This window comes from Allobrachymonas sp. (assembly GCF_041912815.1).
In the GTDB taxonomy this organism is placed as follows: Bacteria; Pseudomonadota; Gammaproteobacteria; order Burkholderiales; family Burkholderiaceae_C; genus Brachymonas.
The window spans coordinates 467250-491159 of sequence record NZ_JAYRLV010000001.1; the positions used below are offsets into that span (position 1 = coordinate 467250).

Genomic DNA, 23910 nt, shown 5'->3' on the forward strand with positions numbered 1-23910 from the left:
GATTTCTCCGTGGCTCAGGCGCGATCGGCCACCCGCTCGCCCAGCAGACCGGAAGGACGCAGGGTCAGGGTCACGATCAGGACGATGAAGGCAAGAATGTCGGTGTAGTTGCTCCCCAGCACGCCCCCCGTCAGGGGGCCCAGGTAGCCGGAACCGATGGATTCGATGAGGCCGAGCAGGAAACCGCCGACCACTGCCCCCGCCAGATTGCCGATGCCGCCGAACACGGCTGCCGTGAAGGCCTTGAGCCCGGGCAGGAAGCCCATGGTGTGCTGCACCGTGCCGTAGTTGGCCGCGAACATGACACCGGCAATGGCTGCGAGCACGGCGCCGATGATGAAGGTGGCAGAGATGACCGTATCGGGCCGCACCCCCATGAGCGAAGCCACACGGGGGTTCTCGGCCGTGGCGCGCATGGCCCGTCCGAGCCGGGTCATGTTGACCAGGTACATGAGGATGGCCAGCGAGATCGCCGTCACCGCCAGCGCGGTGATCTGCGTCACCGTGATCACGGCCCCTCCGATGTGGTGCGGCGTCGTGGACAGCAGGGTCGGATAGGACTTGTAGTTGGGCTTCCAGATGATCATGGCCAGCGTCTGGAGCAGGATGCTCATGCCGATGGCGGTGATCAGCGGGGCCAGCTTGGGGCTGTTGCGCAGGGGACGATACGCGACCTTCTCGATCACGAAATTCAGCAGCCCGGCCACGACACAGGCAATCACCGTGGCGATCAGCAGGATGAGCCAGCCGGGAGAGTCCGGCATGCTCTTCTGCATCGTTCCGATCATTGACCAGCTCGTGAGAGCCCCCACCATGAGGACTTCACCATGGGCGAAGTTGATCAGGTTGATGATGCCGTACACCATGGTGTAGCCCAAGGCCACCAAGGCGTACATGCTGCCAAGCACGAGGCCGTTGATGACCTGTTGCAGCAAGATATCCATGTAGATGCTCCATTTCCGGCCCATCGGGTGTGCGGGCCAGATCCAACACAGCAACCGCTCAACAGTTTTTTTGGAACCTGTTTTCACGATCAACGAAACAACTGGCATGTAATTGTTTCAAATACCTTACAACCAGCACTGGTGGGGCGCATTGTAGCGAACTTGCACTCCTTGCATGCACCACAAACATGCACAGCGCTTCGGGTTTTCCATAGAAACCGAACACACTGAGAGAATGGGTGCAAAAAAAGAACGCAACTCCCCGCGCCACTCACCACAGCAGGAATCGTGCCAACCCTGCAATCTGGTTAACTTTGCGAGGATCTGGTTGCACCGGGGTTCACGGCAGCGGCAGCCACACGATCACCACGTACCGAGGGGAGCAGCCTGCCACGGCCAGAAGGCGCTGTCGGGCGCAACTCCGCATGGGCCTTGCACAGACGCGCAGCACTCTGCAATTTGCCGCCGGGCCGCAAGGAATTCCGAGTAAGAAAAGCAGGTGCGTGCTGCTGATTTTTTGAAACTGAACGCAATCTTACGTTTGCACTTGACTGTCTCCAGCGGCAGACCGCATGCATGCACGGGTTGCACCATGCATCTCCGGGGGGTATCACCCGATGCCATAAAAGGCCGAGCCGAAGCTCCGATCAGGCCGAGGGAACAGAGAGGGCGATAGCCCAGCAATGGAGGCAGCGGATGTCGTGTCACCGCTTCTGGTGGCCGCGGCAGGCATGCACAGACGGGAGTCAGCCCGGAACGCGAGGGAATGGAACTCCATCAGTTCTGGCACCAGGCAGGTGCACACTGCACCGAACTTCTGCACGGCAGTGCCGAGCCGCAGTTCAGCATGCAAGACGGAGCGACTCGGTGAAGGAAGAGTGAGGAAAGCGAAGAATCAGGCCGATGCGCCCGGCTGATCCGGCAGCAGGCAGGCGTCGACGATCTGGAGGCGGTTGTCCCGTGCGAAATTCATGACGAAATCCCAGGCCATGGGCTCGTGCACCTGCAGCTCGCGCTGCACGATGATGCACTTGACGCCGTTCATGACATTGGGCGTGCACCAGGGCGAATAGACCAGATGGCCGCCTTGCCGCGGCAGACTGCCCTGGGGACGGAACTGGCTCATAACTCCCGCGAGACGCTCGGCCCAGTCGCTGGGACGGAAGGTCCGCCCCTCCTGGGTGAGACCAAGAATGAAGACTTCTTCTGCGGTATGGGGGGAGTTCATGGGGCGGGCAATGAATGAAGGCTGACGCAGGCTCTGAAATGCCTTGAACCCGAAGCAGGCAGGGATCGACTGAAGCTGGCAATTTTACTCAATCGCCCTTACCCAGGCTGACGGAAGGTGTCATAGCCCAAGTGCTGCAGTGGGGTGCTTGCATGCTGCGCGCCGAAGGGACGCCTCGCCTTCAGACAAGGCGCCTGCGCAGCCAGGTGCTGAGTCCGTCGACCAGAATGGACAGCGCCAGCATGGCCATGATGACCGTGCAGGCCCGATCCTGGTGGAACAGCGAGAGCTCGACATAGAGCTGCTGCCCCAGTCCCCCCGCCCCCACGAAGCCCAGCACTGCCGCCATGCGGATATTCATCTCCCAGCGGTAGAGGGTGTAGGACATGAGCTGCGCCGATACTCCCGGCCAGGTGCCATACAGAAAGGCCATGCCGCCGCCCGCACCGCTGTCCCGCAGGGCCTGCGCAGGCTGCGGGGTCGCGTTTTGCAGGGCTTCTCCATACAGGCGCCCGAGCACTCCAGCCGTGTGCAGCGCCAGGGCCAGGGTGCCGGCAAAGGCCCCCAGTCCTGCAGCCAGCACGGTGAGCGTGGCCCAGACCACCTCGGGTACGGAACGCAGGATGTTGCACAGGGTCACGGCCAGCGGAGCCCCCATCCAGCCCCGCTGTCTGCGCAGCAAGGCCAGTCCGAACCCGATCACGGCGGCAATCAGTGTCCCCATGACGGACATGGCCAGCGTTTCCCACGTGGCCTTGACTATCTGCCGCATCCAGTCTGCCGAGAGATCGGGCGGAAAGAACCCGGTCAGGAATTCCTGCACCGACTGCGCGGCATCCGCACTCCACAGGGGAGCCGGATCGAGCTCCAGGAACCGATAGCTCGCCACCAGACCCCAGCCGATGACCCCCAGGGACACCAGGGTACGCCAGCCGATGGGCCAGGCACGCGGCTGCGCGGGGGCATCCATCCAGCGACGCAGGATCAGGGAGACCAGATCGGCCATCAGCACCAGAACCATGAAGGCCAGCAGGATGCTGGCGGCCTGTCCGCCGTCGAGCATTTTCATGGCCTGATCCATGAGTTGCCCCAGACCGCCGGCGCCCACGAAGCCCATGACCACCGAGGCGCGAATGGCACACTCCCAGCGATAGACGGTGTAGGAGACCAGCTCGCGCGACGCCTGCGGAAGCAGACCGTACAGCAGCGCCATGCTGCGGGGCGCTCCCGCATGGCGCAGCACCAGCGCGCGCTGCGGCGGGATCGACTCCAGAATGTCGGCATACACCTTGGCGAGCATGCCGCCATAGGTGAGCGCCAGCGCCAGTACGCCGGCCGCCGGCCCCAGCCCGAAGATGCGCACGAACAGCAGCGCCCAGACCAGTTCCGGCACACCCCGCAAGATGGTGAGCAGGGCCCGGCTGAAAGGGTGGAGCGTGAAGCGCGTCCGGGCGGCTGCCGTCACGACATAGGCCAGGGGAACCGCCAGCAGCCAGGCCCCCAGCATGCCGCAGCTGGCGATGGCCAAGGTCTGCAGGGTGGACTGCCACAGCAGATCACGGAAGTCGGGGCTGACGTCGGGCGGAAGAAACCCGGACAGAAAATGCCCCATGGCCTGGACATTGGCGGGATCGAACAGATCTGCAGGCCTGATATGCGCTCCTCGCCACAGCGGCCAGAGCACCAGCGCCCCGAGGACCAGCCCCAGCAGACGCCGCCAGGCATCGGGGTCGCGCCGCACCGAAGAATGGGCAGGCGTCAGACTCGACCCAGCCGGCTGGGGGGAAGAAGGAGAATTCAACAGCATGGCGGCAAAGCGGCGGCACCGCCATCACGCACGGAAGCATCGCTGCCATCGGCAGCCCCCTCCCCCATCGGGGCAGGAAGCGTGGTGGTCGAAGCCTCGGTGGCATACAGCGCCTGCAGCCGTGCCGCATCGACGGCTGCAGCCGGCAGGTCGAACTGCACCCGACCGGCACGCAGCCCGATCACGCGGTCGAATCGGTCCAGCGCCAGATCCACGGCATGCAGACTCGCTACCAGCGTCACGCCGCGCGCACGCGCTTCCTGCACCAGCAGGTCGACTGTGGCCCGCGCAAGCACGGGATCGAGTGCCGATACCGGCTCATCGGCCAGCAAAAGCGCAGGCTCCTGATAGAGAACGCGGGCGATGCCCACACGCTGCAGCTGCCCTCCCGAGAGCTGGGAGCAGCGCACGAAGAGCCGATCGGCCAGTCCCACACGGTCGAGCACGGCACGCGCGCCGGCGATGTCGAGGGGATACAGCAGCGAAGCCAGTGACTTCCACCAGGGCCAGAGGCCCAGCCGGCCAGCCAGCACCGCCGTGACCACGCGCTGACGCGGCGGCAGCGGAGGCGCCTGGTGCACCATGCCGATCGCACTGCGCAGAGCGCGCAGGCGCCGGTCGGAAGCGCCTGCAGGCACAGCCTGCCCCAGCACCCTCACCGCTCCGTCGGTCGGCACCTGTGCCGTGCCGAGCACGGACAGGAGTGTGGTTTTGCCGGCTCCGGAGGGCCCGATGAGGGCGATGCATTCGCCGCGTCGCCCTGCCAGCGTGATCCCGTCCAGGGCCCGATAGCCGTTGGCCCGCGTCAGCCCCACCCCTTCCAGCTGGAAGGCGGGAGTCTGAGAGGCCACAGGATCGGACGCCGGGGAGTGCCCCGTGCCCATGGCTTACTTCAGCAGGCCGGCACTGCGCGCGGCTTTCTCGATGGTGTCGTAGTTCGAGGACGTGGTGGGAATGAACTTGCTGGCCCGCTGCAGCTCCATGATCTGGCGATCCGCGGGGCGTGCGGGATTGAGCTGCAGGAAGGCGTGCGTGATCTTCTGGATCAGCGCCGGGCTCAGATCGCTGCGCACGGTCCAGTTGTAGTCATGGTAGGGAGGCGTGGTGTAGAACACGCGTACCTTGGCCGGATCGACCTTCTTCTCTTCCACCAGCTTGCTCCATACCGACGTGTTGAGCACGCCGGCCTGGGCCTTGCCTGCAGCCACATAGGCCACAGTGGCGTCATGAGCGCCGGAATAGGCAACCGTCTTGAAATCCTTTTCGGGATGGATGCCGGCCTGCTGCAGGTAATAGCGCGGCATCAGGCTGCCCGACGTGGAGGAAGGCGCCCCGAAGACGAAGGTCTTGCCCCGGAGGTCGGAGAGCTTGTGCACCGCAGGGTCGGTGGTGATGAAACGGGAGGTGAACTTGGCGTCTTCCGCGCGCTGCACGATGGGCACCACCTTGCCGTGGGTGCGCAGGCGGGCCTGCACGAAGGTGAAGCCGCCGAGCCAGGCCATGTCGAGCCGATGGGTGGCCAGCGCCTCGACGACACCCGCATAGTCGGACACCGGGACGAACTGCACTTTCATGCCCGTCTGGGCTTCGAGATACTTGCCGAGAGGGGCGAACTTGCGCTGCAGCTCGGTGGGAGATTCGTCGGGAATGGCCGACACACGCAGCACATTGGGTGCGGCCACGGCAGGCGCCGCAGCAAGGGAAGTCAGGGAAGCACAGGCAAGGGCAGCGCTGCCCAGCAGCGCCTGGCGGCGCGATGCGGAAAAGGACATGGAAGGACTCCGTTTTGGACGACAGCCACCATCCGGCGGATCCCGGACGGCTTACGCGAAGAAGGAAAAACCAGCGATGTTGCACCCATGTTCCGATGGCGGACTCCGGGCCCAAGACCGGGGAGAATTATAAAAAGGCTGGCCATCCCGTGCAGCGCACCGTGCAGCACCTGACCGGCCCATGGGCTCTTCCCCGTCCACCTGCATGCTCTGCAGGCGGCTGGCAACCCTGGCGCAAGGGCCATGGACTCGTCCAGCAGGCTGTTGTGGCCCTGTCAGCGCCTGGAGCCCCCGTTCGGCTGTCCCCATACCGGTGAGCGCTGCTCGAAGAAGGCATCGATGCCTTCGGCCGCATCGGCTTCCATCATGTTGTGGGCCATGGCCTCGGCGGCAAAGGCATAGGCTTCCTGCAGGGGCATCTGGCGCTGGCGGTAGAACATGGCCTTGCCCCGTCGCAGGGCTGCCGGGCTCCTGGCACACAGCTGCGTGGTGTAGAAAGCCACGGCCTCGTCGAGCTGCTCGTCGGGCACGGCGCGGTTGACGAGCCCCCAGTCCTCGGCCGTGGCGGCGTCGACGAAGCGCCCTGTGCTGAGCATGTCGAAGGCACGCTTGGTCCCCACATTGCGGCTCAGAGCCACTGCAGGTGTGGCACAGAACAGCCCCACCCGGATGCCGGAGACGGCAAAGCGTGCCGACTCCGACGCGACGGCCAGATCGCAGCTCGCCACCAGCTGACACCCGGCGGCCGTGGCTATGCCCTGCACCCGGGCAATCACCGGCACGGGCAGTGCCATGAGGGTCTGCATCGTGGCCGAGCAGCGTGCAAAAAGCCGCCGGTAGTAGTCGAGCCGGTACTGTGCCCGCATCTCGCGCAGGTCATGCCCGGCGGAAAATGCCTTGCCCCGTGCGGCGAGCACCACGCAGCGGATGCCGGGATCGGCCGCCACATCCCTGAACGCGGCATCGAGCGCATCGAGCATGCCCTCGCTCAGCACGTTGTACTGAAGTGGCCGGTTGAGCCACAGGGTGCAGATGCCGTCCCGGATCTGTCGTTCGACCCAGGGAGGCGACACATCGGACTGCGGCGGGGAAGAAAGAGAAGCGTCTTCGAGGGGCATGGACAGGTTCCGGAGGCCAGGGAAGGAGGAACCCCCACCATAGCGCACGCCCGAGCCCTTCCTCTCTGGTGGAAACACCACCCCAGCCCTTGCCGCAACAGACATGCAGCGTGGGGCCTGGACGATGTCCGGTACCATCGTTCCATGATCGATTCTCTCTCTGCCTCCCCGTCCACCCCGCTTCTTCAGGTCTATGTCGTGGGAGGAGCCGTGCGCGATGCCCTGCTGGGCCTGCCGCAGAAGGACCGCGACTGGGTGGTGGTGGGATCCACGCCCGAGGCCATGGTGGCCCGTGGCTTCCGCCCCGTCGGCAAGGATTTTCCGGTCTTCCTGCACCCGGACACGCAGGAGGAATATGCCCTGGCCCGCACCGAGCGCAAGACGGCGCACGGCTACCGCGGGTTTGCCGTGCACGCCTCGCCCGAGGTGACGCTCGAAGAGGATCTGGCGCGGCGCGACCTCACCATCAATGCCATTGCCTCCGATGCACAGGGGCGACTCATCGACCCCTACGGTGGCCAGCGCGACCTGGAAGCGCGCATCCTGCGCCATGTGACAGCCGCCTTTGCGGAAGACCCAGTGCGCATCCTGCGGATCGCACGATTTGCGGCACGTTTCACCGACTTCTCGATTGCACCGGAAACCATGGCCCTGATGCGCGACATGGTGGCTGGTGGCGAGGTGGATCACCTGGTGCCCGAACGGGTCTGGCAGGAAGTCAGCCGAGGGTTGATGGAAAGTGCACCTTCGCGCATGTTCGAGGTGCTGCGTGCCTGCGGTGCACTGGCCCGCATCCTGCCCGAGCTCGATGCCCTGTGGGGTGTGCCGCAGAGCGCACAGCATCATCCCGAGATCGACACCGGCCTGCACGTCATGCACGTGATCGACATGGCCGCCCGTCTGGGAGCTCCACTGGAAGTGCGCTATGCCTGCCTGTGTCACGACCTGGGCAAGGCCGAAACGCCCCGCATGGCATGGCCCCACCATCCCGGTCACGAGGCCGCCGGTCTGGTGCGCGTGCGCACCCTCAGCCAGCGGCTGCGGGTTCCAATGCAATGCCGCGAACTGGCCGAGGTCGTGACCCGGGAGCATGGCCACATTCACGGCTGTCTGCACAGCACGCCGGCAGATCTCGTCGCCCTGCTGGAACGCTGCGATGCCTTCCGGCAGCCGCAGCGCTTCCGCTCCATCGTGCTCGCCTGTGCCTGCGACGCACGGGGACGCCAGGGGCATGCCGAAGATGACTACCCACAGGGACGCTATCTGCTAGACGCCCTGGACATTCTCCTGACGCTCGATGCCGGCGCCCTTGCACGCACCGTGCAGCGCGAAATGGCAGCCCCGGAGGCCCCTGCACGGCCGCTGGGCGCATGCATCCGCGAGCGGCTGGCAGCGGCACGCGTGCATCTGCTGACCGACCAGCTGCCATCCCCTGCCCGTCCGCCTGCCGCAGGCTGAAGGCGATCTTCCTTGACGGGCTTGCTCGCCCGCCTCCCCTGCAGCCACCGCACACAGCGCAGGACGGCTGAGGTTACCCGTGTTTCGTTGCAGAAATGTTGCCAGGGCTTGCAAGAAACGTGCAGGCGAGCGAAGTTATGCCTCTCAACGTTGCGTGCAAGCATATTTATTGCTGAAATAAGCGCAAAATATGCGGGTTGGCAGCATATTTCGATGCATACTTGCGTCCTTTTTGTCAAAGTGGATCGAGATATGCGGGATTTCCCCAAACGAGGCGCATGCATGACGGCGTTTGACGGAAGTTCCTGCACTGCCATCACACCTGGTGCTCAGGCCGGGATGCCCGGAGCCTGATCTCGTCCGGCCGCTGTTTCTCAGGATGCGGAGGTAAGGGCAAGGGCGCAGGCTTGGGTGATCTCTGGCATGCATTGCGCACGTCTGTTGCCCGGAGGGTCAACGGACGACAGTCAGGCACTGCCGAATGTAGAAACCTTGTTTGCCTCATGTCCCATCTATTGATTGTCGAAGACGATGCCCTGCTGCGCGATGCGCTCAAAGACCAGCTTGCCCATGCCGGGCACAGCGTGACCGTGGCAGCCGACGGACTGCAGGCGCAGCAGCTGATGGAGCTGCAGCGCTTCGATGGCGTGCTGCTCGATCTGGGTCTGCCCGTCCTCGATGGTCTGAGCCTGCTCAAGTGGGCACGGCAGCGCTTCGGGGCGCTGCCGATCATGATCCTGACCGCTCGGGACGACATCGACGACCGCGTGTCCGGCCTCAATGCCGGTGCGGACGACTACCTCGCCAAGCCCTTCGACATGAAGGAACTGCAGGCCCGCGTGGCAGCCCTGCTGCGCCGCTCGCGGCTGCCGGCCTTTGTGGGCAGCCTGGAGGTCACGGCAGGACACGGCCGGCTGCTGCGCCTCGACTCGCAGCTTCCCCTGGCCTGGCTGGGTGACGAGGCGCTCGACCTCACACAGCGGGAATGGGCGCTGCTGTCCCTGCTCGTGGCACGCAAGGGGCAGGTCATCAGCCGCGAGGATGTGATGGCCGTCTGGCAGCACGACAGCGAGGCTCCCTCCACCGCAGGCGGCTCGAACGCACTGGAGGTATACATCCATCGCCTGCGCCGCAAGCTCGCCAGCTCGACCATCCAGATCCGCAATGTGCGCGGGCTGGGGTATACCCTGCAGGTGACGGAATAGCCTCTCCCATGGCGGAAAATGCCTGCCCTTGCTGCCATTTTCCGTCCTTCCCGTTCGCGGGTTCTGTGCCATAGCCCCTGCTGCCATGAAACGCTCGTCCATCCTGCAGAGTCTGCTGCGCTGTCTGGTGATTTCCCAGGTTCTGATCTGGCTGGCGGGTCTGCTGAGCTTTTCGGTGGTGGCGCTCTGGTTCATGCGCAACGAGCTCGACCATATTCAGGAACGGCAGCTGCAGGCGCTGGCCCAGCGGGCCGAGCTCTTCAACAGCGGCCTTCTTTCGCTCGGAGACACCATCAGCATTCTCCGCGCCACCACTGCCACCCATCGCTTTCTCTATCGGGTCACCCGGCTGTCGGACGGCAGCTCCACGGGAGACCTTGCCCTGCCCTCGACCCAGAAGCGGGCAATCACCCATACACCTGCAGACCGTCAGGTGCGTCACTCGACCGTGCTCATCGACGGAGAGAGCTGGCGGGTGGCCTGCGTGCGTGTTCCTCTGTCGGGCGGCCGTGACTCGCTGGAAATTGTCATGGCCCGGCCCGATGCACTCTCCAATGCCTATGCAGCACGGCTGGTCACCTTCCTGATGGTGCCGCTGCTCGTGGTGGCAGTCGTGCAGAGTCTGGTGCTGGCCTGGAGCATCCGCCGCAAGCTCAGCCCCCTGCAGCGCCTGGTCCGCGAGATCAAGGGCGTACCGGGAGGCAGCCTGCACCCTGTGGTGATGCGCGAGGCCCCGCGCGAAGTGCGTGCCGTGCTGCGTGCACTCAACCACCTGCTCAGCCAGGCGCAGAACAACGTCAACAGCGAGAAACGCTTCATCGGCGACGCCGCGCACCAGCTCCGCACGCCCATGGCCGGCCTCATCAGCCAGGCCGAGCTGGCGCTCAACGAAAATGACCCAGAAAAGATGCGCCAGCGCATCGTGAAGATGCATAACGCCGCCCAGCGCAGCACCCACCTGGTGCAGCAGATGCTGGCACTGGCCCGCACGGAAGGATCCGCGAGCTGCCGCATGGAACACTATGACCTGGCCGAACTGGCCCGCAAGGTCGCCTCCGAATGGAACGACCGGGCCTGGAAAAGCGCCATCGATCTGGGCTACGAGGGGGACGAACACGCCAGGGTATGGGGCAACCCCACCCTGATGTGCGAGGCGCTGGGCAACATGATCGACAACGCCATCCACTACACCGGCCCCGGCACCCTCGTCACCGTCAAGGTGTCTGCCCCGGACATGGACTGGATACCGACCGTGGAAAACCCCGTGCCCTGCGTGCTGCTGGAAGTCGAGGACAACGGTCCGGGCGTACCGCCTGAATCACTCAGCAAGCTGTTCGAGCGCTTCTGGCGTGCGGATGAAAACATGCCGGGCGGCTGCGGACTGGGGCTGGCACTGGTCAGGCGGGTGGCCGATCTGCACCGGGCTACGGTAGGAGCCAGGCTCCTCACCCCGCATGGCCTGCGCATTTCCATGGCGATCCCCGTATTTGGCAAAACCGCCTCGGGCATGGAGGACTCCTCGATCCCGGATACCCGCTGGCGCCACGCCGTGAGCCGCGCCGCCGGACTGCGCCCCATCACCCCGGCCGACAGCTGAAAGCCAAGGCGCCCCCTGCCCAGAATCAGAGCATGCGGGTGCGGTCTCCGCGCGCGAAGCCGACGGCTGGCCAAGGCTCGCCCCGACACAGCCCGATCACCTTGAACAGCTCCCCCATCTCGTGCTCCATGAGAAGCTTCTGCGCCATGGCGCGTTCGGGCAGGGACGCCGCCTCCATGCGCTGCGCCATGCCTCCATTGAGCAGAAACCAGGCCTGCGTGGTATAGCCCAGCAGCTCGAAGCCTGCGTTCTGTGCTGCCACGGCGATGCCCGTGAAGTCGACATGCGCCGTGATGTCCTTGGCTCCCACGGCCACCAGCGGATCATCATCGGCACGATGGGCCTGATGGCACATCACCGTGCCCATGTGACGCTGCGGATGGTAATACTCCCCCTCACCGAAGCCGTAGTCGATGAAAAAGGCCGCCCCGCGTACCAGATGGCGCCCCAGCGTCGCGATGAAAGCCTCGGCCTGGGGATGAATCTCCGTCACATAGTCCCCACTGCCCGGCACCTCGCAGGGTGGGCGCGCATCGGTCGGGCGGTCGCTCCACCGCCAGCTGGCCGTGCCCTCGTCCCAGACAACGCCCCGCTCGTGCCATACCCCCCCGGTGCGCGCGAGAAGCCGCACCGGCATGGCGTCAAGCACCTCGTTGCCCAGCACGACCCCTTCCATGCGGACCGGCAGCTCGCGCTCCCAGCAGACCCGGTCGCCGAACCGTGCGAGCCGCTTCTGCTGACGCTCCCGCAGACTCGCCGACACATCCACGATGTGGTAGGCGGCCACTTCCACTCCCTGCGCATGCAGTGCATCGAGCACCTGTTCTGCCAGGGCTCCGCTGCCGGCGCCGAACTCCCACAGCTCGCGGGTACCCGTGCGCACGAGTGCCTCGGCCACCTGTACAGCCAGCGTCTGCCCAAACAGCGCACTGAGCTCGGGCGCCGTCACGAAATCGCTGCCGTCGTCCGGGAGCCTGCCCAGCTTGGCGCTGTCATGGGCGTAATACCCCAGCCCGGGCGCATAGAGCGCGAGATGCATGAACTGCTCGAACGACAGCCAGCCCCCTGCACGGCGGGCCTCCTCACGCATGAGCTGCTGCAGCTCGGGCACGGCGGCACCGGAAGAAGACACAGAGGGAGAAAGGGAGGAAGAAGCAGGCGAGAACGACGACATCCCGCGAATCTACCACCCTTCGCCTCACCCGCCGCGCCGTGCCTGCCGCACCCCGCATAATCGCGGCATGTCTTCTGCCCTGCCTGCCCCTCCCCATGTTCTCATCACCGGCGGCGCCGTGCGTCTGGGTGCCGTGCTGTGCTCCACCTTTGCCCGCGCTGGCTGGAAAGTATGGTGCCACTACCAGCGCAGCGCAGACGAGGCCCATGCGCTGCAGGAGCGTCTGGCCGCAGAGGGCCACACCGTGGAACCGGTGCAGGCCGACCTTGCCGATGCCGCCCAGCGTGCCGACCTGATCGCCCGTCTGCAGGCCGCCCATGGCCCCCTGCAGGCCGTGGTCAACAACGCCTCGCTGTTCGAGCCGGATACCGGGGACGACTTCACGGCCCCCCTCACCCGCCGCCAGCTCGAAGTGAACCTGGTGGCTCCGCTCGACCTGGCCCGCCGCATGGCCGCCACCCATCCCGACGATGCGCCCGCCGGCAGCTGCGTGGCCATCCACATCCTCGACCAGAAGGTGTATAACCTCAACCCCGATTACTTCAGCTACACCGTGAGCAAGCTCGCGCTGGAACGTGCCGTATCCCTGCAGGCGCAGGCCCTGGCCCCGCGTGCCCGCATCTGCGGGGTGGCCCCCGGGCTGATGCTCGTGAGCGGCCCCCAGAGCGAAGCCAACTTTGCCGCCGCCCGCCAGGCCAACCTCATGCGGCGCCCGCTCGACCCGGCCGATGTGGCGCGGGCCTGCCTGTTTCTGGCGGAAAATCCCGCCATCACCGGCAGCACTCTGTGCGTGGACAATGGCCAGCACCTGCTGCCCCTGCCACGCGACATCATGTTCGTGGTCGACGACCTGCTCCAATCCCATCTCTCCCATCATGACCTCCCCCCAAAGCTGGACTGAAACCCTCGCCCTGACCTGCCGCCGCCTGTTCCTGCGCAACTACGACGTGCACATCAACATCGGCGTGCACGAATTCGAGAAGCGTGGACCGCAGCGCGTGCGCGTCAACGTCGACATGTACGTGCTCCTGAGCCAGTCCACCCCCCGGGCCGACCGCATCCACGAAGTGGTGGACTACGACTTCATCCGCCGCACCATCGCCGCCCGCGTGGGCTCGGGACACATCGAGCTGCAGGAAACCCTCTGCGACGACGTGGCCCGCACGCTGCTGCAGCACCCCAAGGTGCAGGCTGTGCGCGTCTCCACCGAAAAGCCCGACGTATACCCCGACTGCGATGCCGTGGGAGTGGAGGTGTTCATGCTCAAGCCGGCAGCCGAGGCCTGACCCCCAGCCCCCTTTTGTCTTTTCGTCCCCATTTCCCGCCCGCTGCGGGGTCGGGATCGGGCTCTTACAATGCCACCGAAGCCCGATCGCCTGTCCGTGCCCCGGCTGCGCTCCCCTCAGCGCAGTGCTGTTCCTTTCCTGCGTGCCTGTGACCATGTCCGACTTTTCCCTTGATCTCCCCGATGCCCCCGTGACCGGCCCCGATGCGGCTGTGTCTTCCACCGATGCTCCTGCCGATCCAGCTGTCTCGCGCCGCAAGCGCGAGATGCACAAGCTCGAAAAGCGCCTGTGCCGCCTCACCGGACAGGCGATCGTGGACTACCGCATGATCGAGGAAGGCGACCGCGTCATGGTCTGCGTGAGCGGAGGCAAGGACAGCTACACCCTGCTCGACATCCTGCAGAAGCTCCAGCGCCGCGCCCCGGTGCGCTTCGAGCTCGTGGCCGTCAACCTCGACCAGAAGCAGCCCGGATTCCCGCCCGACATCCTGCCCGCCTATCTCGAAGGCACCGGCGTGCCCTTCCACATCGAGACCCAGGACACCTACAGCGTGGTCAAGCGCCTCATCCCCGAAGGCAAGACCATGTGCAGCCTGTGCTCGCGCCTGCGCCGAGGCATCCTGTACACGGTGGCGCGCCGCCTCGGCTGCAACAAGATCGCACTCGGCCACCACCGCGACGACATTGTTGCCACCTTCTTCCTCAACATGTTCTTCGGCGCCAAGCTCAAGGGCATGCCGCCCAAGCTGGTGAGCGACAACGGCGAGTTCATGGTCATCCGTCCCCTGGCCTACGTGCGCGAGGCCGACACCCAGCGCTGGGCAGACTACCGCGAATTTCCCATCATCCCCTGCAACCTGTGCGGCAGCCAGGAACACCTGCAGCGCAAGCAGGTCGGCCACATGCTGCGCGAATGGGAAAAGGAATACCCCGGCCGCACCGAACGCATCCTGCACGCCATGCAGAACGTGGTGCCGAGCCACCTGATGGACCGCGCCCTCCATGACTTCGAGCACCTGCGCACCACCGGCGTCCCGGATGCCGACGGCGACAAGGCCTTCGACGAAGAATTCTTCCCTGCCGCTTCCGTGATCCAGCTCCCCGAAACCACTCCCCGCGGTCCCGCTGGGTGGACAGGCGAAGAGCCCGGAGCCTGAACACGGCTGCGCTCGCTGCGCAAGGAGACCATCGAAACATGACCGCCGCTGCTGCAACCCGACTGCTGGTGATCCGCCATGGCGAAACAGCCTGGAATGCCGCCCGCCGCATTCAGGGCCACACCGACATTCCGCTCGATGCCACAGGCGTAGCCCAGGCCGAACACCTGGCGGAAGCCCTGGCCGACAGCCCGATCCACGCGGTCTACACAAGCGACCTGCAGCGGGCCGAACAGACCGCCCGCATCATCGCTGCCCCCCATCAGGCGCCCGTCACCCCGCTGCCCGCCCTGCGCGAACGCGGCTTCGGCAGCATCGAGGGCATGACCTTCCTCGATTTCGAGGTGCAGCGCCCGCAGGACTCGATGCACTGGCGCAAGCGCACCCCGGACTGGACGCCTCCGGGGGGCGGAGAATCCCTGCTCACCCTGCGCGAGCGCATCGTGGCCACCGTCAACGCCATCGGTGCGCGGCACAACGGCCAGCATGTCGCCATCGTCAGCCACGGTGGCGTGCTCGACATCCTGTACCGCGCTGCCACGCGGCAGGGACTGCAGGCTGCGCGCACCTGGTACCTGCCCAACTGCGCCATCAACCGCCTGCTCTGGACACCCGATGGCCTTACCCTCATAGGCTGGGGCGACACCCGTCACCTCGACGACATGGCCGAAGGCCCGCTGCACGACAGCAGCGTGCGCTGAATCACCGCCTGCTCGCCCACCCCTTCTGCCCTGCAAAGGAGGGCATCTTGTCAAAAACGGCACAAGGGGCGATAATGGCACGGCTTTTGGCATGCTCAGGCTGCATGCCCAATGTGCAGGGGCCCGGTCGTGCATCGACACCGCCGGCCGCCCAGGTGGACAAACTGGAATTCTGTCCACCGTCCTCAGCGAGCGCCTCGCGCTCCAGGCTCCGGTTCCAGACCCTTCGGCTCCCACAACGGCATGCTCCGTGGGACAATCCTTCCTTTATCGACACTGAAGCGCCCTTGTCAGGCCAGGCACCACAAGTGCCGTTCCCCCGACGATCCGCGCAGACTCTGACTCTCTCTTGAATCTTCATTTTCCTCGTACTCTCTCGGTAGGACGCTACGTCCTGACCCCCTCTTCCCGTCCCACGTCGTGCGGCCAATATGCCGCCTCCGTTTCCATCCGCAGTGGGCAGGGAACCTCGACGCATGACACGGTCATGCGCTTCAAGCCGCTTTTTCTCACTTCCGCTGCCGCCTGGGCCTACGCTCTGGCGCAAGGGCTGGAACACCTGCATCCCGGTGCAGCCACGCCCGCTCCCCTTTCGATTTCCTCTCTCTGACTGCATCCCATGACCAAAGAAGAACTGATTGAAATGCATGGCATCGTGAACGAGGTCCTGCCCGATTCACGCTACCGCGTCACCCTCGAAAACGGCCACCAGCTCATTGCCTACACCGCCGGCAAGATGCGCAAGCACAGCATCCGCATCCTGGCAGGCGACCGCGTCTCGCTGGAGCTGTCGCCCTACGACATGGCCCGCGGCCGCATCACGTTCCGCTTCCTGGAACCGCGCAAGCCGGGCGGCCCCTCCGCTCCGGGCCCACGCCGCCGGTACTGATCTGCGCACGCGGCAGGCCTGTCCGCAGGCTATGCCCCGCTGATAAAATCAGCACTTCCCCCCAGGAGCCGCCCACAGCGGCTCCTGCCGTTTCAGACTCCCCTTCTTCCGCGCCGTGTCCTCCTTCGCCTCCGAAACCCGCCGCCGCCGCACCTTCGCGATCATCTCCCACCCCGACGCCGGCAAGACCACGCTGACCGAGAAACTGCTGCTGTTCTCCGGCGCGATCCAGATTGCCGGCGCCGTCAAGGGCCGCAAGGCCAGCCGCCACGCCACCAGCGACTGGATGGAGATCGAGAAGCAGCGCGGCATCTCGGTGGCATCGAGCGTGATGCAGATGGTCTACCGCGACCATGTCATCAACCTGCTCGACACGCCCGGACACAAGGACTTCAGCGAGGACACCTACCGCGTGCTCACGGCCGTGGACTCTGCCCTCATGGTGATCGACGCGGCCAACGGCGTGGAAGCCCAGACCCGCCGCCTGATCGAGGTGTGTCGCCAGCGCGACACGCCCATCATCACCTTCGTCAACAAGATGGACCGCGAAGTGCGCGATCCGCTCGACATCCTCGACGAGGTGGAGCGCGAGCTGGGCATGCCCTGCGTGCCCATGACCTGGCCGGTGGGTCAGGGCAAGACGTTCGGCGGCATCATCAACCTGCGTACCCGCGCCATGACGGTGTTCGAGTCGGGCAGCGAGCGCCGCCCGCAGGACTTCGAGACCATTCCGCTGACCGAGCGCGACACCCTGATCGCCCGCTTCGGCCAGGCCTTTCTGGACGCCGAGGAAAGCATGGAGCTCGCTACCGGTGCCTCGCCGGAATGGGACCATGCCGCCTTTCTGGCCGGTCGCCAGACGCCCGTGTTCTTCGGCTCCGGGGTCAACAACTTCGGGGTGATGGAAGTGCTCGACGCGCTCGTCGATCTGGCCCCGCCACCCCAGCCCCGGGTCAGCCACGTGCTGGTCAACCGCCAGATGCAGGACAAGGAAATCCAGCCGGAAGACCCGACCTTTGCCGGCGTGGTCTTCAAGGTGCAGGCCAACATGGACGCCAACCACCGCGACCGCATCGCCTTCGTGCGCATGGCCAGCGGCAAGTACACCCCTGGCATGAAGCTCAGGGTGCAGCGCACCGGCAAGGAGCTGCGCCCCACCAGCGTGGTCACCTTCCTGAGCCAGCGCCGCGAAGCCGTGGACGAGGCCTATGCGGGCGACATCATCGGCTTCACCACGCATGGCGGGGTGCAGCTCGGCGACACCATCACCGATGGCGCCAACCTGCAGTTCACCGGCCTGCCCTTCTTTGCGCCGGAAATGTTCATGACCGTGGTGCTCAGGAATCCGCTGCGGACCAAGCAGCTCCAGCAGGGGCTGGCCCAGCTCGGCGAGGAAGGTGCCATCCAGGTCTTCAAGCCCGACATGGGCGGCAACATGCTGCTCGGTGCCGTGGGACAGCTGCAGTTCGAAGTGGTGCAGCACCGGCTCAAGACCGAGTACGACTGCGACGTGCGCCTCGAAGGATGCCAGTACACCGGCGCGCGCTGGATCTCCGCCGACACGCCGCAGGATCTGCGCGCCTTCACCGACGCCTACCCCACCCGCATGGCCCACGATGCGGCCGATGCGCTGGCCTACCTGTGCACCAGCCCCTATGACGTGCGGCTGGCACAGGAGCGCTTCCCGCGCATCCACTTCCACCCGCTGCGCGAACACGCGGGGCTGACGCTCGACAGCGCCCACTGAGAGACGGATACGTGCACAGGCCCCGGACGTGTCGCGTACGGGCCGCGTTTCCCTGCCCGACAGGACTGCAGTCTGTCGGGCAATGGCACAATGGGTACAGACCCTGCCGTGTCCGGCTCCACAGAGAGTGCAGACGGAGCAGGCACATGCCCCTCATCACAGCGACTGACAAAGGAGTCCCATGTCCCTCACCGTGATCCTTCTCTTTCTGGTGGCACTGACCCTGCTGGGCATCGTGGCGCTCTACAACCAGCTGGCACGCCTGCGCAATGCCACTGCCAACGCCCGCGCGCAGATCGACGTGCAGCTCAAGCGCCGCTACGACCTGATCCCCAATCTGGTCGAGGTGGCGCGCAAGTACATGGCGCACGAGCGCGAGACACTGGAAGCAGTTACCGCTGCGCGCAATGCCGCCAGCGATGCCCGTCAGGCACTTCAGCGTCAGCCTGCCAGCGCGCAGGCCGCTGCCGCGCTGGGTCAGACGGAGGCCCTGCTGCAGGGGCGCTACGCCCAGCTGCTCGCCGTGGCCGAAGCCTATCCCGAGCTCAAGGCCGACCAGACCATGCGCGACCTCGCCGAAGAGATCACCCATACCGAAAACACGGTGGGGTTTGCGCGCCAGGCCTACAACGACAGCGTGCTGGACTACAACAATGCCGTGGTGCAGTTCCCGAGCACGGTGGTGGCCAGACTGTTCGGCTTTGTGCTGCTGCCGATGCTCGAAAGCATCCAGCGGCCCGAAGAACGCGATGCGCCCCGGGTGAACTTCTCCGGCACCTCTGTCTGAGCACGCTCGGGCAGAGGTCGGAGTCCGCATACCGCCATGCGTTTTCTGGAACACCAGCGCAGTGCCCGGCAGGCCACCAGCCGCCTGCTGCTGGCGTTCGGACTCACGGTGCTGCTGCTGTTGACGGCGGTCAACGGGGGGCTGATGCTGGTGTGGTGGGCGCTGTCGCACCTGCTGCACAGCCGCCAGACCTATCTGCCGCCCTTCTTCTTCCAGGTCAATACCGGGCTCGTGCTGCTGTTCGTGTTCGGGGGATGGTGGATCGAGAGCAGCAACCTCTCCCGGGGAGGGGCAGCCATTGCACGCCGCTGCGGCGCACGCGAGCTGCTGCTCGATGACCAGCACCCGGCAGAAGTCCGGCTGCGCAACACCGTGCACGAGATGACGGTGGCCGCCGGCATGCCGATGCCGGCGGTGATGGTGTTGCCGCGCCAGTGGGCCATCAATGCCTTTGCGGCGGGGCTCGAACCACGCCAGGCCGCCATTGCCGTCACCGACGGTGCCCTCGACGCCCTGACCCGCGAGGAACTGCAGGGACTGGTGGCCCACGAGCTGAGCCACATTGCCGAAGGGGATACCCGCCTCAATACCCGGCTTGCGGGCATGGTGTTCGGGCTGGAGATGGTGTTTCGCTTCGGACAGGCGCTGGCCCAGATCCGTGCCGACGAACGGGGCAGCGCGATGCGGGCGCTGTTTGGCCTGCCGGTGATGATCGTGGGATCGGCCGGTTGGGTGGCCGGGCGGCTGCTGTGTGCGGCAGTTTCCCGGCAGCGGGAATTTCTGGCGGACGCACGCGCCGTGCAGTGGACCCGCAACCCTGCCGGGCTCGGCGGGGTGCTGCTCAAGATCAGCTCGCAGCAATTCCGGCAGCAGGATGGGGCATCGCCTTTCGTGGAGGACGATGCGGACGACGACACCCTGTGGGATGTGGATGCCTACATGCGCCAGCAGCCCATGATCACGCACATGCTGCTGGCCGAGCCGCTCACGCAGGGCTGGCAGCACAGACTCGAACACTGGTTCAGCAGCCACCCCCCGCTCGACGAGCGCATCCGCCGCATCTACGGCTACATGCCCGCCTGAGACGCCCCGCCAGCAACGGCATCAGGCCAGCCCGACCAGCTCCAGATAGGCCCTGCGGGTGACGGGACCGACGTGCTCCACCACCTGCCGCCAGGGAGTCTGGTGCCGGATTTCCATGCGGGCACTGGCCACGGCCCGGGAGCGGCAATACCAGTGGCAGGTGTGCTGCATCAGAAGCATTTCGGCCGTCATGGTGTAGGCCTGTGCCTTGCGCTGGGCCGCGGTGTCCGTATCGGCATGGGTGGAGGCGACCCGCAGCTCCTGGGCGTGCAGCTCGAAGAGACGGCGCACGTCGAACCCCTGCCCCGGCAGCAGGAGATCGAGTCCCGGCACGCCCCAGGGGGAGACGCGCGCATCGCTCTCGCCCACCTGGGCAAACTCCCGTGCAAAGCGGTCGAACTGGCTGCACAGGGCAGCCTCCACGGGTTCCAGCCGCCGCCAGAGCTGCATCTGCCGCTCGGGATCGTGCTCGCCTGCCGCACGCAGGTAGCCGTTGATGAGGGACTCCATGAGCTTCTCGATCTCGTAGTGCTGCAGATGGCCTGCCAGGATTGCCACACGCTTGCGCTGAAAATGCCCTCGCACCATCCATATCCCCACCAGCAGCAGCAGGCCCAGACTCCAGTGATCCATGCGTTCCCGTTTTGTGTATGCGTTGATCGAACCGGCTAGTGTAGGCCTGTTCGCGGCCCATCCTCGACCTGCCCCCATCCGATGCGTGCTCCGGCTCTGCGAACCGCACAAAAAAGCCGCAGGCACCGGGAAAGGCCTGCGGCAAGCCGGAGGAGGACGCTCAGGCCTCCCCGGCAGAGGTGTGGAGCCTTGCCCCCTATGCAAGGCCATGAAGGGCGGCAGGTGCGTGTGTCAGAGCCGTGCGATGCGGGCCGGAATGCCGTTGCGCACGGCGGTGCCGGAGACGGCATCGACCCACACCACGCCACTTCCCCGGGTGGGATCGGCCAGACCCAGTTCGTTGACGCACACGCCGGCACCGAGATCGGGGCGGTCGGGCTGGCGCTCGTGGCCGAGCACGTGGGCACGGGCACCGAGCTCGCGGTGACCAAAGCCGTGCTCGATGGCCATGGTGCCGGGCACTACGCCCTCATGCACGATCACCGTGCATTTCACCGCGCCTGCCGGCGTCTGCAGGCGCGCCTGGTCTCCGGTGCGCAGCCCGGCCCTGCGGGCATCGACGGGGTGGACGATGACCGGGTTTTCCGGATGCACACGGGTGATCTTGGTGGCAATGCTGTAGGAGTTCTGCAGGGCGGACTTGAAGTTCACGATCAGCAGCGGCCATTCCTGCTGGGTGTAGATCTGGCGCAGCGGAGTGCCATCGGCAAACGAAGGAGGAACCCAGGTGGCGCAGCCGCTGTGGCGCTTGCCGTTGAGGCTGTTGCGCGAGGTGCCAAGCTGGTCGTTCCAGAGCCACAGGGGCTTGTCGAAGCGCCAGGTCTGCCAGTCGGCGCGTTCCTCGTCATGGGACTGGCCAGCAGGCTGATAGCGGCCGCCACGGGTGTAGAGAAACGCGACCTTGCGCCACTCGTCTTCCTTGAGGCTGGCATGCAGGAGAGGGGCGATCCGGTCGACGCCGGAGAGCTGGATGTCCTCGTCGGTGGCATCCCCCACCGGCTGCTTGCCGCCAAAGGCAATGTTGGCGCCTGCACGCAGATACCAGTGTTCGGGACGTTCGAGCGGCAGGGGATGGCCCTGAGCGTCGCTCATGCCCTGCGGGCCGAAGCCGGGCAGGTTCATCCTGCGGGCCAGAGCCAGCAGGAAGGTTTCCACCCCGATGGGCTGACCGTCGGGGGTCTTGGCGGCGCGGGGCTCCACCACGGGCCAGCGCGCCACCATGCACTTGGTGGACACTCCACTCCAGGGCGCCACGAAGCCCCAGCTCTCGTACATGATGCTGTCGGGCACGATGTAATCGGCAAAAGCGTTGCTCTCGTTGATGAGCGGATCCATCGAGATGATGAGCGGAATGCGCCGGGGATCGGCGAGGGGCTTCTCGATGAGGGTGCGCAGCCCCGGCACCCCATACATCGGGTTGCAGCTCCACAGCATCAGCGCCTTGAGCCCATAGGGATAGCCGTTCATGGCGGCGGTGAGCCATTCGGTGGCGAGTCCCGAGGCGTTGGGGAACCACTGGTCGCGGGCAGGATAGGGGTTCTGGCCCGCTTCCTTGCGACGCTTGAATTCGCTGGTTTTCTCATAGGGCGCGTTGCGGCCCAGGGGCATGCCTCGGGGCTTGATCTGCCCCGGGAAGGTCGAGAGGTTGTAGCGGGGACCTTCCTCGGCGTACTTGAAGCCCCCCGCGCCGTAGGCCCATCCACCCTGGTAGTTGAGGTTGCCGATGAGGGCGTTGAGCGTCATGAGCGCATAGGCAGCATAGAAGCCGTTGCTGCCCATCATGCCGCCGTGGCTGACGACGCAGGCCTTGCGCCCGTGGCTGGTGAGCTCGCGCGCCAAGGCGGTGATGATGTCCTGCGGGATGCCGGTGATCTGGCTCGCCTCGGCCACGGACATCTTCTGTGCCGACGCCCGGAGCAGCTGCAGGGAGGTCTTCATCTCGACCGGCTTGCCCGCCACAGCCACAGGTGCCGTCACGGCCAGCGGGGCCGGCCCCATGAAGGTGGCGGCATCGGCAGGCAGTCCGTCGGCGCCCAGCACGTAATAGGGGTCCTGTTCCTTGTAGCGATCCTCCTCGGCAAGCTGCACGGTGCCGAGATCGGTGCCGCGCAGGAAGTGGCCCTTGCGCGGATGGCCTTCCTGGGTGATGACGAGCCAGGTGGCGTTGGTGAACGAAGGCTCGCCGGCGGCCTGCGCGCTGGCGAGGTTGGCATGGGCCAGATAGTCGCTGTTGATGCGGTCGTTGTCGAACATCCAGCGCATGATGCCCATGGCCAGCGCCCCATCGGTATTGGGACGGATGGGCACCCAGTGGCTGCGGGTGGGCACGGCGCGGTTGTCGGCATTGGTGAGCACCGGGTCGATCACCACGTAGTCCAGCTGGCCCTCGGTGCGGGCCTTGGCCAGCAGCGTGCCGGTGCGCTTGAACGGATTGCCGGCATTGGCCGGTGCCGTTCCGACGAACATGGCGAACTCGGCGCTGGGAATGTCCACCCGGGCGTGCGGCATCGCCTTGAAATCGCCAAACAGTGCTCCTGATCCCGAACGATAGGCACCTCCGCAGTACGAGCCGTGCTGCACGTAGTTGAGACTGCCGTAGGACTGGTTGATGAAGCGGCGCACGAAGGACACCCGCCCCTCCTCCACGCTCGACATCAGGGCCACCTGGTTCACGCGGGGCCCCAGCTCGGGGGCCTGCGGGTCGATGGGCGTGTGCAGGTCCCGCAGGGCTGCAAGACCATCCACATGGCCTTCGCCGAAGAGATCGCCCCCATCGGTCACTTCACGCACCAGCTGCTCGAAGCTGATGGGCTCCCAGCGACCGGAATTGCGCGGCCCCACCCGCTTGAGCGGGGTGAGCACGCGGAAGGGGGAGTCCATCTGGTCCATGGCCGCATTGCCACGTCCGCAGGCCGTGGAGCGCCCGTCGAGCCCCTGGTCGCGAAAGCGCGACAGACTCACAAAGCTTTCCTTGACCGATGCCTTCATGGGCAGATGGGGGTTGGTCGACAGCGGGTTGTAGGGGTTGCCCGTCACCCGCAGCACCTTGCCGGTTTCCTTGTCGACCCGAACCCGCACCCCGCAGATGGTGGTGCAGCCCAGACAGGCGGTGTAGCTGACCTGCTGGCGCGGATTGAGCCGGAGGGCGCCCGTGGCGGGATCGACGGTGAATTCGGGCTCCGGAGCGCGTCCGGCAATGTGGTCACGCTCGGGCTGCTTGTGCAGCAGGCCGTCGGCCATGCGTTCGAGCGTTTCGGAAAAACCGGCTCCGAAGGCAGCCAGCCCACCGGCAGCGATCAGGTCGCGGCGTTCGATCTTTTTCATG

General features: G+C 65.8%; 21 protein-coding genes. 12 read left to right on the plus strand and 9 right to left on the minus strand.

The window, feature by feature from the left end; translation table 11 throughout:
* Positions 1 to 14: 14 nt before the first annotated feature.
* The 6 genes from ACE3P9_RS02195 to ACE3P9_RS02220 form a co-directional block, all read right to left on the minus strand.
* Positions 15 to 944: a branched-chain amino acid ABC transporter permease gene (locus ACE3P9_RS02195; protein ID WP_374491493.1), complete on the minus strand. Its 930-nt coding sequence runs from the start codon at positions 942 to 944 to the stop codon at positions 15 to 17.
* 895 nt (positions 945 to 1839) lie between these two features.
* The gene (locus ACE3P9_RS02200; RefSeq protein WP_374491495.1) at positions 1840 to 2172 is read right to left on the minus strand and encodes a DUF3579 domain-containing protein; all 333 of its coding nucleotides are present in this window, start codon (positions 2170 to 2172) and stop codon (positions 1840 to 1842) included.
* A gap of 181 nt (positions 2173 to 2353) precedes the next feature.
* Positions 2354 to 3979, minus strand: coding sequence for a phosphonate ABC transporter, permease protein PhnE (gene phnE / locus ACE3P9_RS02205; protein ID WP_374491497.1), 1626 nt, complete (start codon positions 3977 to 3979; stop codon positions 2354 to 2356).
* Positions 3970 to 4830, minus strand: a complete 861-nt coding sequence (locus tag ACE3P9_RS02210; protein WP_374491499.1) for a phosphonate ABC transporter ATP-binding protein — start codon at positions 4828 to 4830, stop codon at positions 3970 to 3972. Before ACE3P9_RS02210 ends, phnE begins: the two co-directional genes overlap by 10 nt.
* A 36-nt stretch (positions 4831 to 4866) precedes the next feature.
* Entirely contained in the window at positions 4867 to 5751 is an 885-nt protein-coding gene (locus ACE3P9_RS02215; protein WP_374491501.1) for a putative selenate ABC transporter substrate-binding protein, read from the minus strand.
* Between the two features lie 275 nt (positions 5752 to 6026).
* Complete coding sequence (locus tag ACE3P9_RS02220) at positions 6027 to 6869, minus strand: enoyl-CoA hydratase (RefSeq protein ID WP_374491503.1); 843 nt, start codon at positions 6867 to 6869, stop codon at positions 6027 to 6029.
* A gap of 144 nt (positions 6870 to 7013) precedes the next feature.
* Between ACE3P9_RS02220 and ACE3P9_RS02225 the strand changes: the two genes are divergently transcribed.
* From ACE3P9_RS02225 to ACE3P9_RS02235, 3 genes are all read left to right on the plus strand, one after another.
* Positions 7014 to 8327: a multifunctional CCA addition/repair protein gene (locus ACE3P9_RS02225; protein WP_374491505.1), complete on the plus strand. Its 1314-nt coding sequence runs from the start codon at positions 7014 to 7016 to the stop codon at positions 8325 to 8327.
* 503 nt (positions 8328 to 8830) lie between these two features.
* Positions 8831 to 9532, plus strand: a complete 702-nt coding sequence (locus tag ACE3P9_RS02230; protein WP_374491508.1) for a response regulator transcription factor — start codon at positions 8831 to 8833, stop codon at positions 9530 to 9532.
* 85 nt (positions 9533 to 9617) lie between these two features.
* Complete coding sequence (locus tag ACE3P9_RS02235; RefSeq protein WP_374491510.1) at positions 9618 to 11129, plus strand: sensor histidine kinase; 1512 nt, start codon at positions 9618 to 9620, stop codon at positions 11127 to 11129.
* A gap of 25 nt (positions 11130 to 11154) precedes the next feature.
* Here ACE3P9_RS02235 and ACE3P9_RS02240 read toward each other — a convergent pair whose 3' ends face one another.
* Positions 11155 to 12219 carry a class I SAM-dependent methyltransferase gene (locus ACE3P9_RS02240; RefSeq protein WP_374491659.1) on the minus strand — a complete coding sequence of 355 codons (1065 nt, stop codon included), beginning with the start codon at positions 12217 to 12219 and terminating at the stop codon, positions 11155 to 11157.
* A gap of 151 nt (positions 12220 to 12370) precedes the next feature.
* On the opposite strand from ACE3P9_RS02240, the gene ACE3P9_RS02245 reads away from it, so the two are divergent.
* From ACE3P9_RS02245 to ACE3P9_RS02285, 9 genes are all read left to right on the plus strand, one after another.
* On the plus strand, positions 12371 to 13204 hold the full coding sequence (locus ACE3P9_RS02245) for an SDR family oxidoreductase (protein WP_374491512.1): 834 nt from the start codon (positions 12371 to 12373) through the stop codon (positions 13202 to 13204).
* Positions 13179 to 13589 (plus strand): dihydroneopterin aldolase, encoded by a 411-nt coding sequence (locus ACE3P9_RS02250; RefSeq protein ID WP_374491514.1) that lies wholly within the window; start codon positions 13179 to 13181, stop codon positions 13587 to 13589. Before ACE3P9_RS02245 ends, ACE3P9_RS02250 begins: the two co-directional genes overlap by 26 nt.
* Positions 13590 to 13743: 154 nt before the next feature.
* Positions 13744 to 14745 carry a tRNA 2-thiocytidine(32) synthetase TtcA gene (ttcA, locus tag ACE3P9_RS02255; protein WP_374491516.1) on the plus strand — a complete coding sequence of 334 codons (1002 nt, stop codon included), beginning with the start codon at positions 13744 to 13746 and terminating at the stop codon, positions 14743 to 14745.
* A gap of 38 nt (positions 14746 to 14783) precedes the next feature.
* Positions 14784 to 15446 carry a histidine phosphatase family protein gene (locus tag ACE3P9_RS02260; RefSeq protein ID WP_374491518.1) on the plus strand — a complete coding sequence of 221 codons (663 nt, stop codon included), beginning with the start codon at positions 14784 to 14786 and terminating at the stop codon, positions 15444 to 15446.
* 349 nt (positions 15447 to 15795) lie between these two features.
* Positions 15796 to 16056: a hypothetical protein gene (locus ACE3P9_RS02265; RefSeq protein ID WP_374491520.1), complete on the plus strand. Its 261-nt coding sequence runs from the start codon at positions 15796 to 15798 to the stop codon at positions 16054 to 16056.
* Between the two features lie 9 nt (positions 16057 to 16065).
* Positions 16066 to 16335, plus strand: a complete 270-nt coding sequence (gene infA, locus ACE3P9_RS02270) for a translation initiation factor IF-1 (protein WP_374491522.1) — start codon at positions 16066 to 16068, stop codon at positions 16333 to 16335.
* Between the two features lie 115 nt (positions 16336 to 16450).
* Positions 16451 to 18082 (plus strand): peptide chain release factor 3, encoded by a 1632-nt coding sequence (locus ACE3P9_RS02275; protein WP_374491524.1) that lies wholly within the window; start codon positions 16451 to 16453, stop codon positions 18080 to 18082.
* 181 nt (positions 18083 to 18263) lie between these two features.
* On the plus strand, positions 18264 to 18869 hold the full coding sequence (locus tag ACE3P9_RS02280; RefSeq protein ID WP_374491526.1) for a LemA family protein: 606 nt from the start codon (positions 18264 to 18266) through the stop codon (positions 18867 to 18869).
* Positions 18870 to 18905: 36 nt separating this feature from the next.
* Positions 18906 to 19952: a M48 family metalloprotease gene (locus tag ACE3P9_RS02285; RefSeq protein ID WP_374491528.1), complete on the plus strand. Its 1047-nt coding sequence runs from the start codon at positions 18906 to 18908 to the stop codon at positions 19950 to 19952.
* A gap of 21 nt (positions 19953 to 19973) precedes the next feature.
* Here ACE3P9_RS02285 and ACE3P9_RS02290 read toward each other — a convergent pair whose 3' ends face one another.
* Together ACE3P9_RS02290 and ACE3P9_RS02295 are read right to left on the minus strand one after the other, a co-directional pair.
* Positions 19974 to 20585, minus strand: coding sequence for a hypothetical protein (locus tag ACE3P9_RS02290; protein WP_374491530.1), 612 nt, complete (start codon positions 20583 to 20585; stop codon positions 19974 to 19976).
* A 231-nt stretch (positions 20586 to 20816) separates the two neighbouring features.
* Entirely contained in the window at positions 20817 to 23909 is a 3093-nt protein-coding gene (locus ACE3P9_RS02295) for a molybdopterin dinucleotide binding domain-containing protein (protein ID WP_374491532.1), read from the minus strand.
* Position 23910: the final 1 nt, after the last annotated feature.

What these genes read in the sequence shown, in the direction of transcription:
- ACE3P9_RS02195 (WP_374491493.1), bottom strand. Translation starts at nt 944, where the DNA reads ATGGATATCTTGCTGCAACAGGTCATCAACGGCCTCGTGCTTGGCAGC.
- ACE3P9_RS02245 (WP_374491512.1), top strand. Translation starts at nt 12,371, where the DNA reads ATGTCTTCTGCCCTGCCTGCCCCTCCCCATGTTCTCATCACCGGCGGC.
- ACE3P9_RS02235 (WP_374491510.1), top strand. Translation starts at nt 9,618, where the DNA reads ATGAAACGCTCGTCCATCCTGCAGAGTCTGCTGCGCTGTCTGGTGATT.
- ACE3P9_RS02230 (WP_374491508.1), top strand. Translation starts at nt 8,831, where the DNA reads ATGTCCCATCTATTGATTGTCGAAGACGATGCCCTGCTGCGCGATGCG.
- ACE3P9_RS02295 (WP_374491532.1), bottom strand. Translation starts at nt 23,909, where the DNA reads ATGAAAAAGATCGAACGCCGCGACCTGATCGCTGCCGGTGGGCTGGCT.
- ACE3P9_RS02220 (WP_374491503.1), bottom strand. Translation starts at nt 6,869, where the DNA reads ATGCCCCTCGAAGACGCTTCTCTTTCTTCCCCGCCGCAGTCCGATGTG.
- ACE3P9_RS02215 (WP_374491501.1), bottom strand. Translation starts at nt 5,751, where the DNA reads ATGTCCTTTTCCGCATCGCGCCGCCAGGCGCTGCTGGGCAGCGCTGCC.
- ACE3P9_RS02200 (WP_374491495.1), bottom strand. Translation starts at nt 2,172, where the DNA reads ATGAACTCCCCCCATACCGCAGAAGAAGTCTTCATTCTTGGTCTCACC.
- ACE3P9_RS02225 (WP_374491505.1), top strand. Translation starts at nt 7,014, where the DNA reads ATGATCGATTCTCTCTCTGCCTCCCCGTCCACCCCGCTTCTTCAGGTC.
- ACE3P9_RS02250 (WP_374491514.1), top strand. Translation starts at nt 13,179, where the DNA reads ATGACCTCCCCCCAAAGCTGGACTGAAACCCTCGCCCTGACCTGCCGC.
- ACE3P9_RS02290 (WP_374491530.1), bottom strand. Translation starts at nt 20,585, where the DNA reads ATGGATCACTGGAGTCTGGGCCTGCTGCTGCTGGTGGGGATATGGATG.
- ttcA (WP_374491516.1), top strand. Translation starts at nt 13,744, where the DNA reads ATGTCCGACTTTTCCCTTGATCTCCCCGATGCCCCCGTGACCGGCCCC.
- phnE (WP_374491497.1), bottom strand. Translation starts at nt 3,979, where the DNA reads ATGCTGTTGAATTCTCCTTCTTCCCCCCAGCCGGCTGGGTCGAGTCTG.
- ACE3P9_RS02285 (WP_374491528.1), top strand. Translation starts at nt 18,906, where the DNA reads ATGCGTTTTCTGGAACACCAGCGCAGTGCCCGGCAGGCCACCAGCCGC.
- infA (WP_374491522.1), top strand. Translation starts at nt 16,066, where the DNA reads ATGACCAAAGAAGAACTGATTGAAATGCATGGCATCGTGAACGAGGTC.
- ACE3P9_RS02240 (WP_374491659.1), bottom strand. Translation starts at nt 12,219, where the DNA reads ATGCGTGAGGAGGCCCGCCGTGCAGGGGGCTGGCTGTCGTTCGAGCAG.
- ACE3P9_RS02280 (WP_374491526.1), top strand. Translation starts at nt 18,264, where the DNA reads ATGTCCCTCACCGTGATCCTTCTCTTTCTGGTGGCACTGACCCTGCTG.
- ACE3P9_RS02260 (WP_374491518.1), top strand. Translation starts at nt 14,784, where the DNA reads ATGACCGCCGCTGCTGCAACCCGACTGCTGGTGATCCGCCATGGCGAA.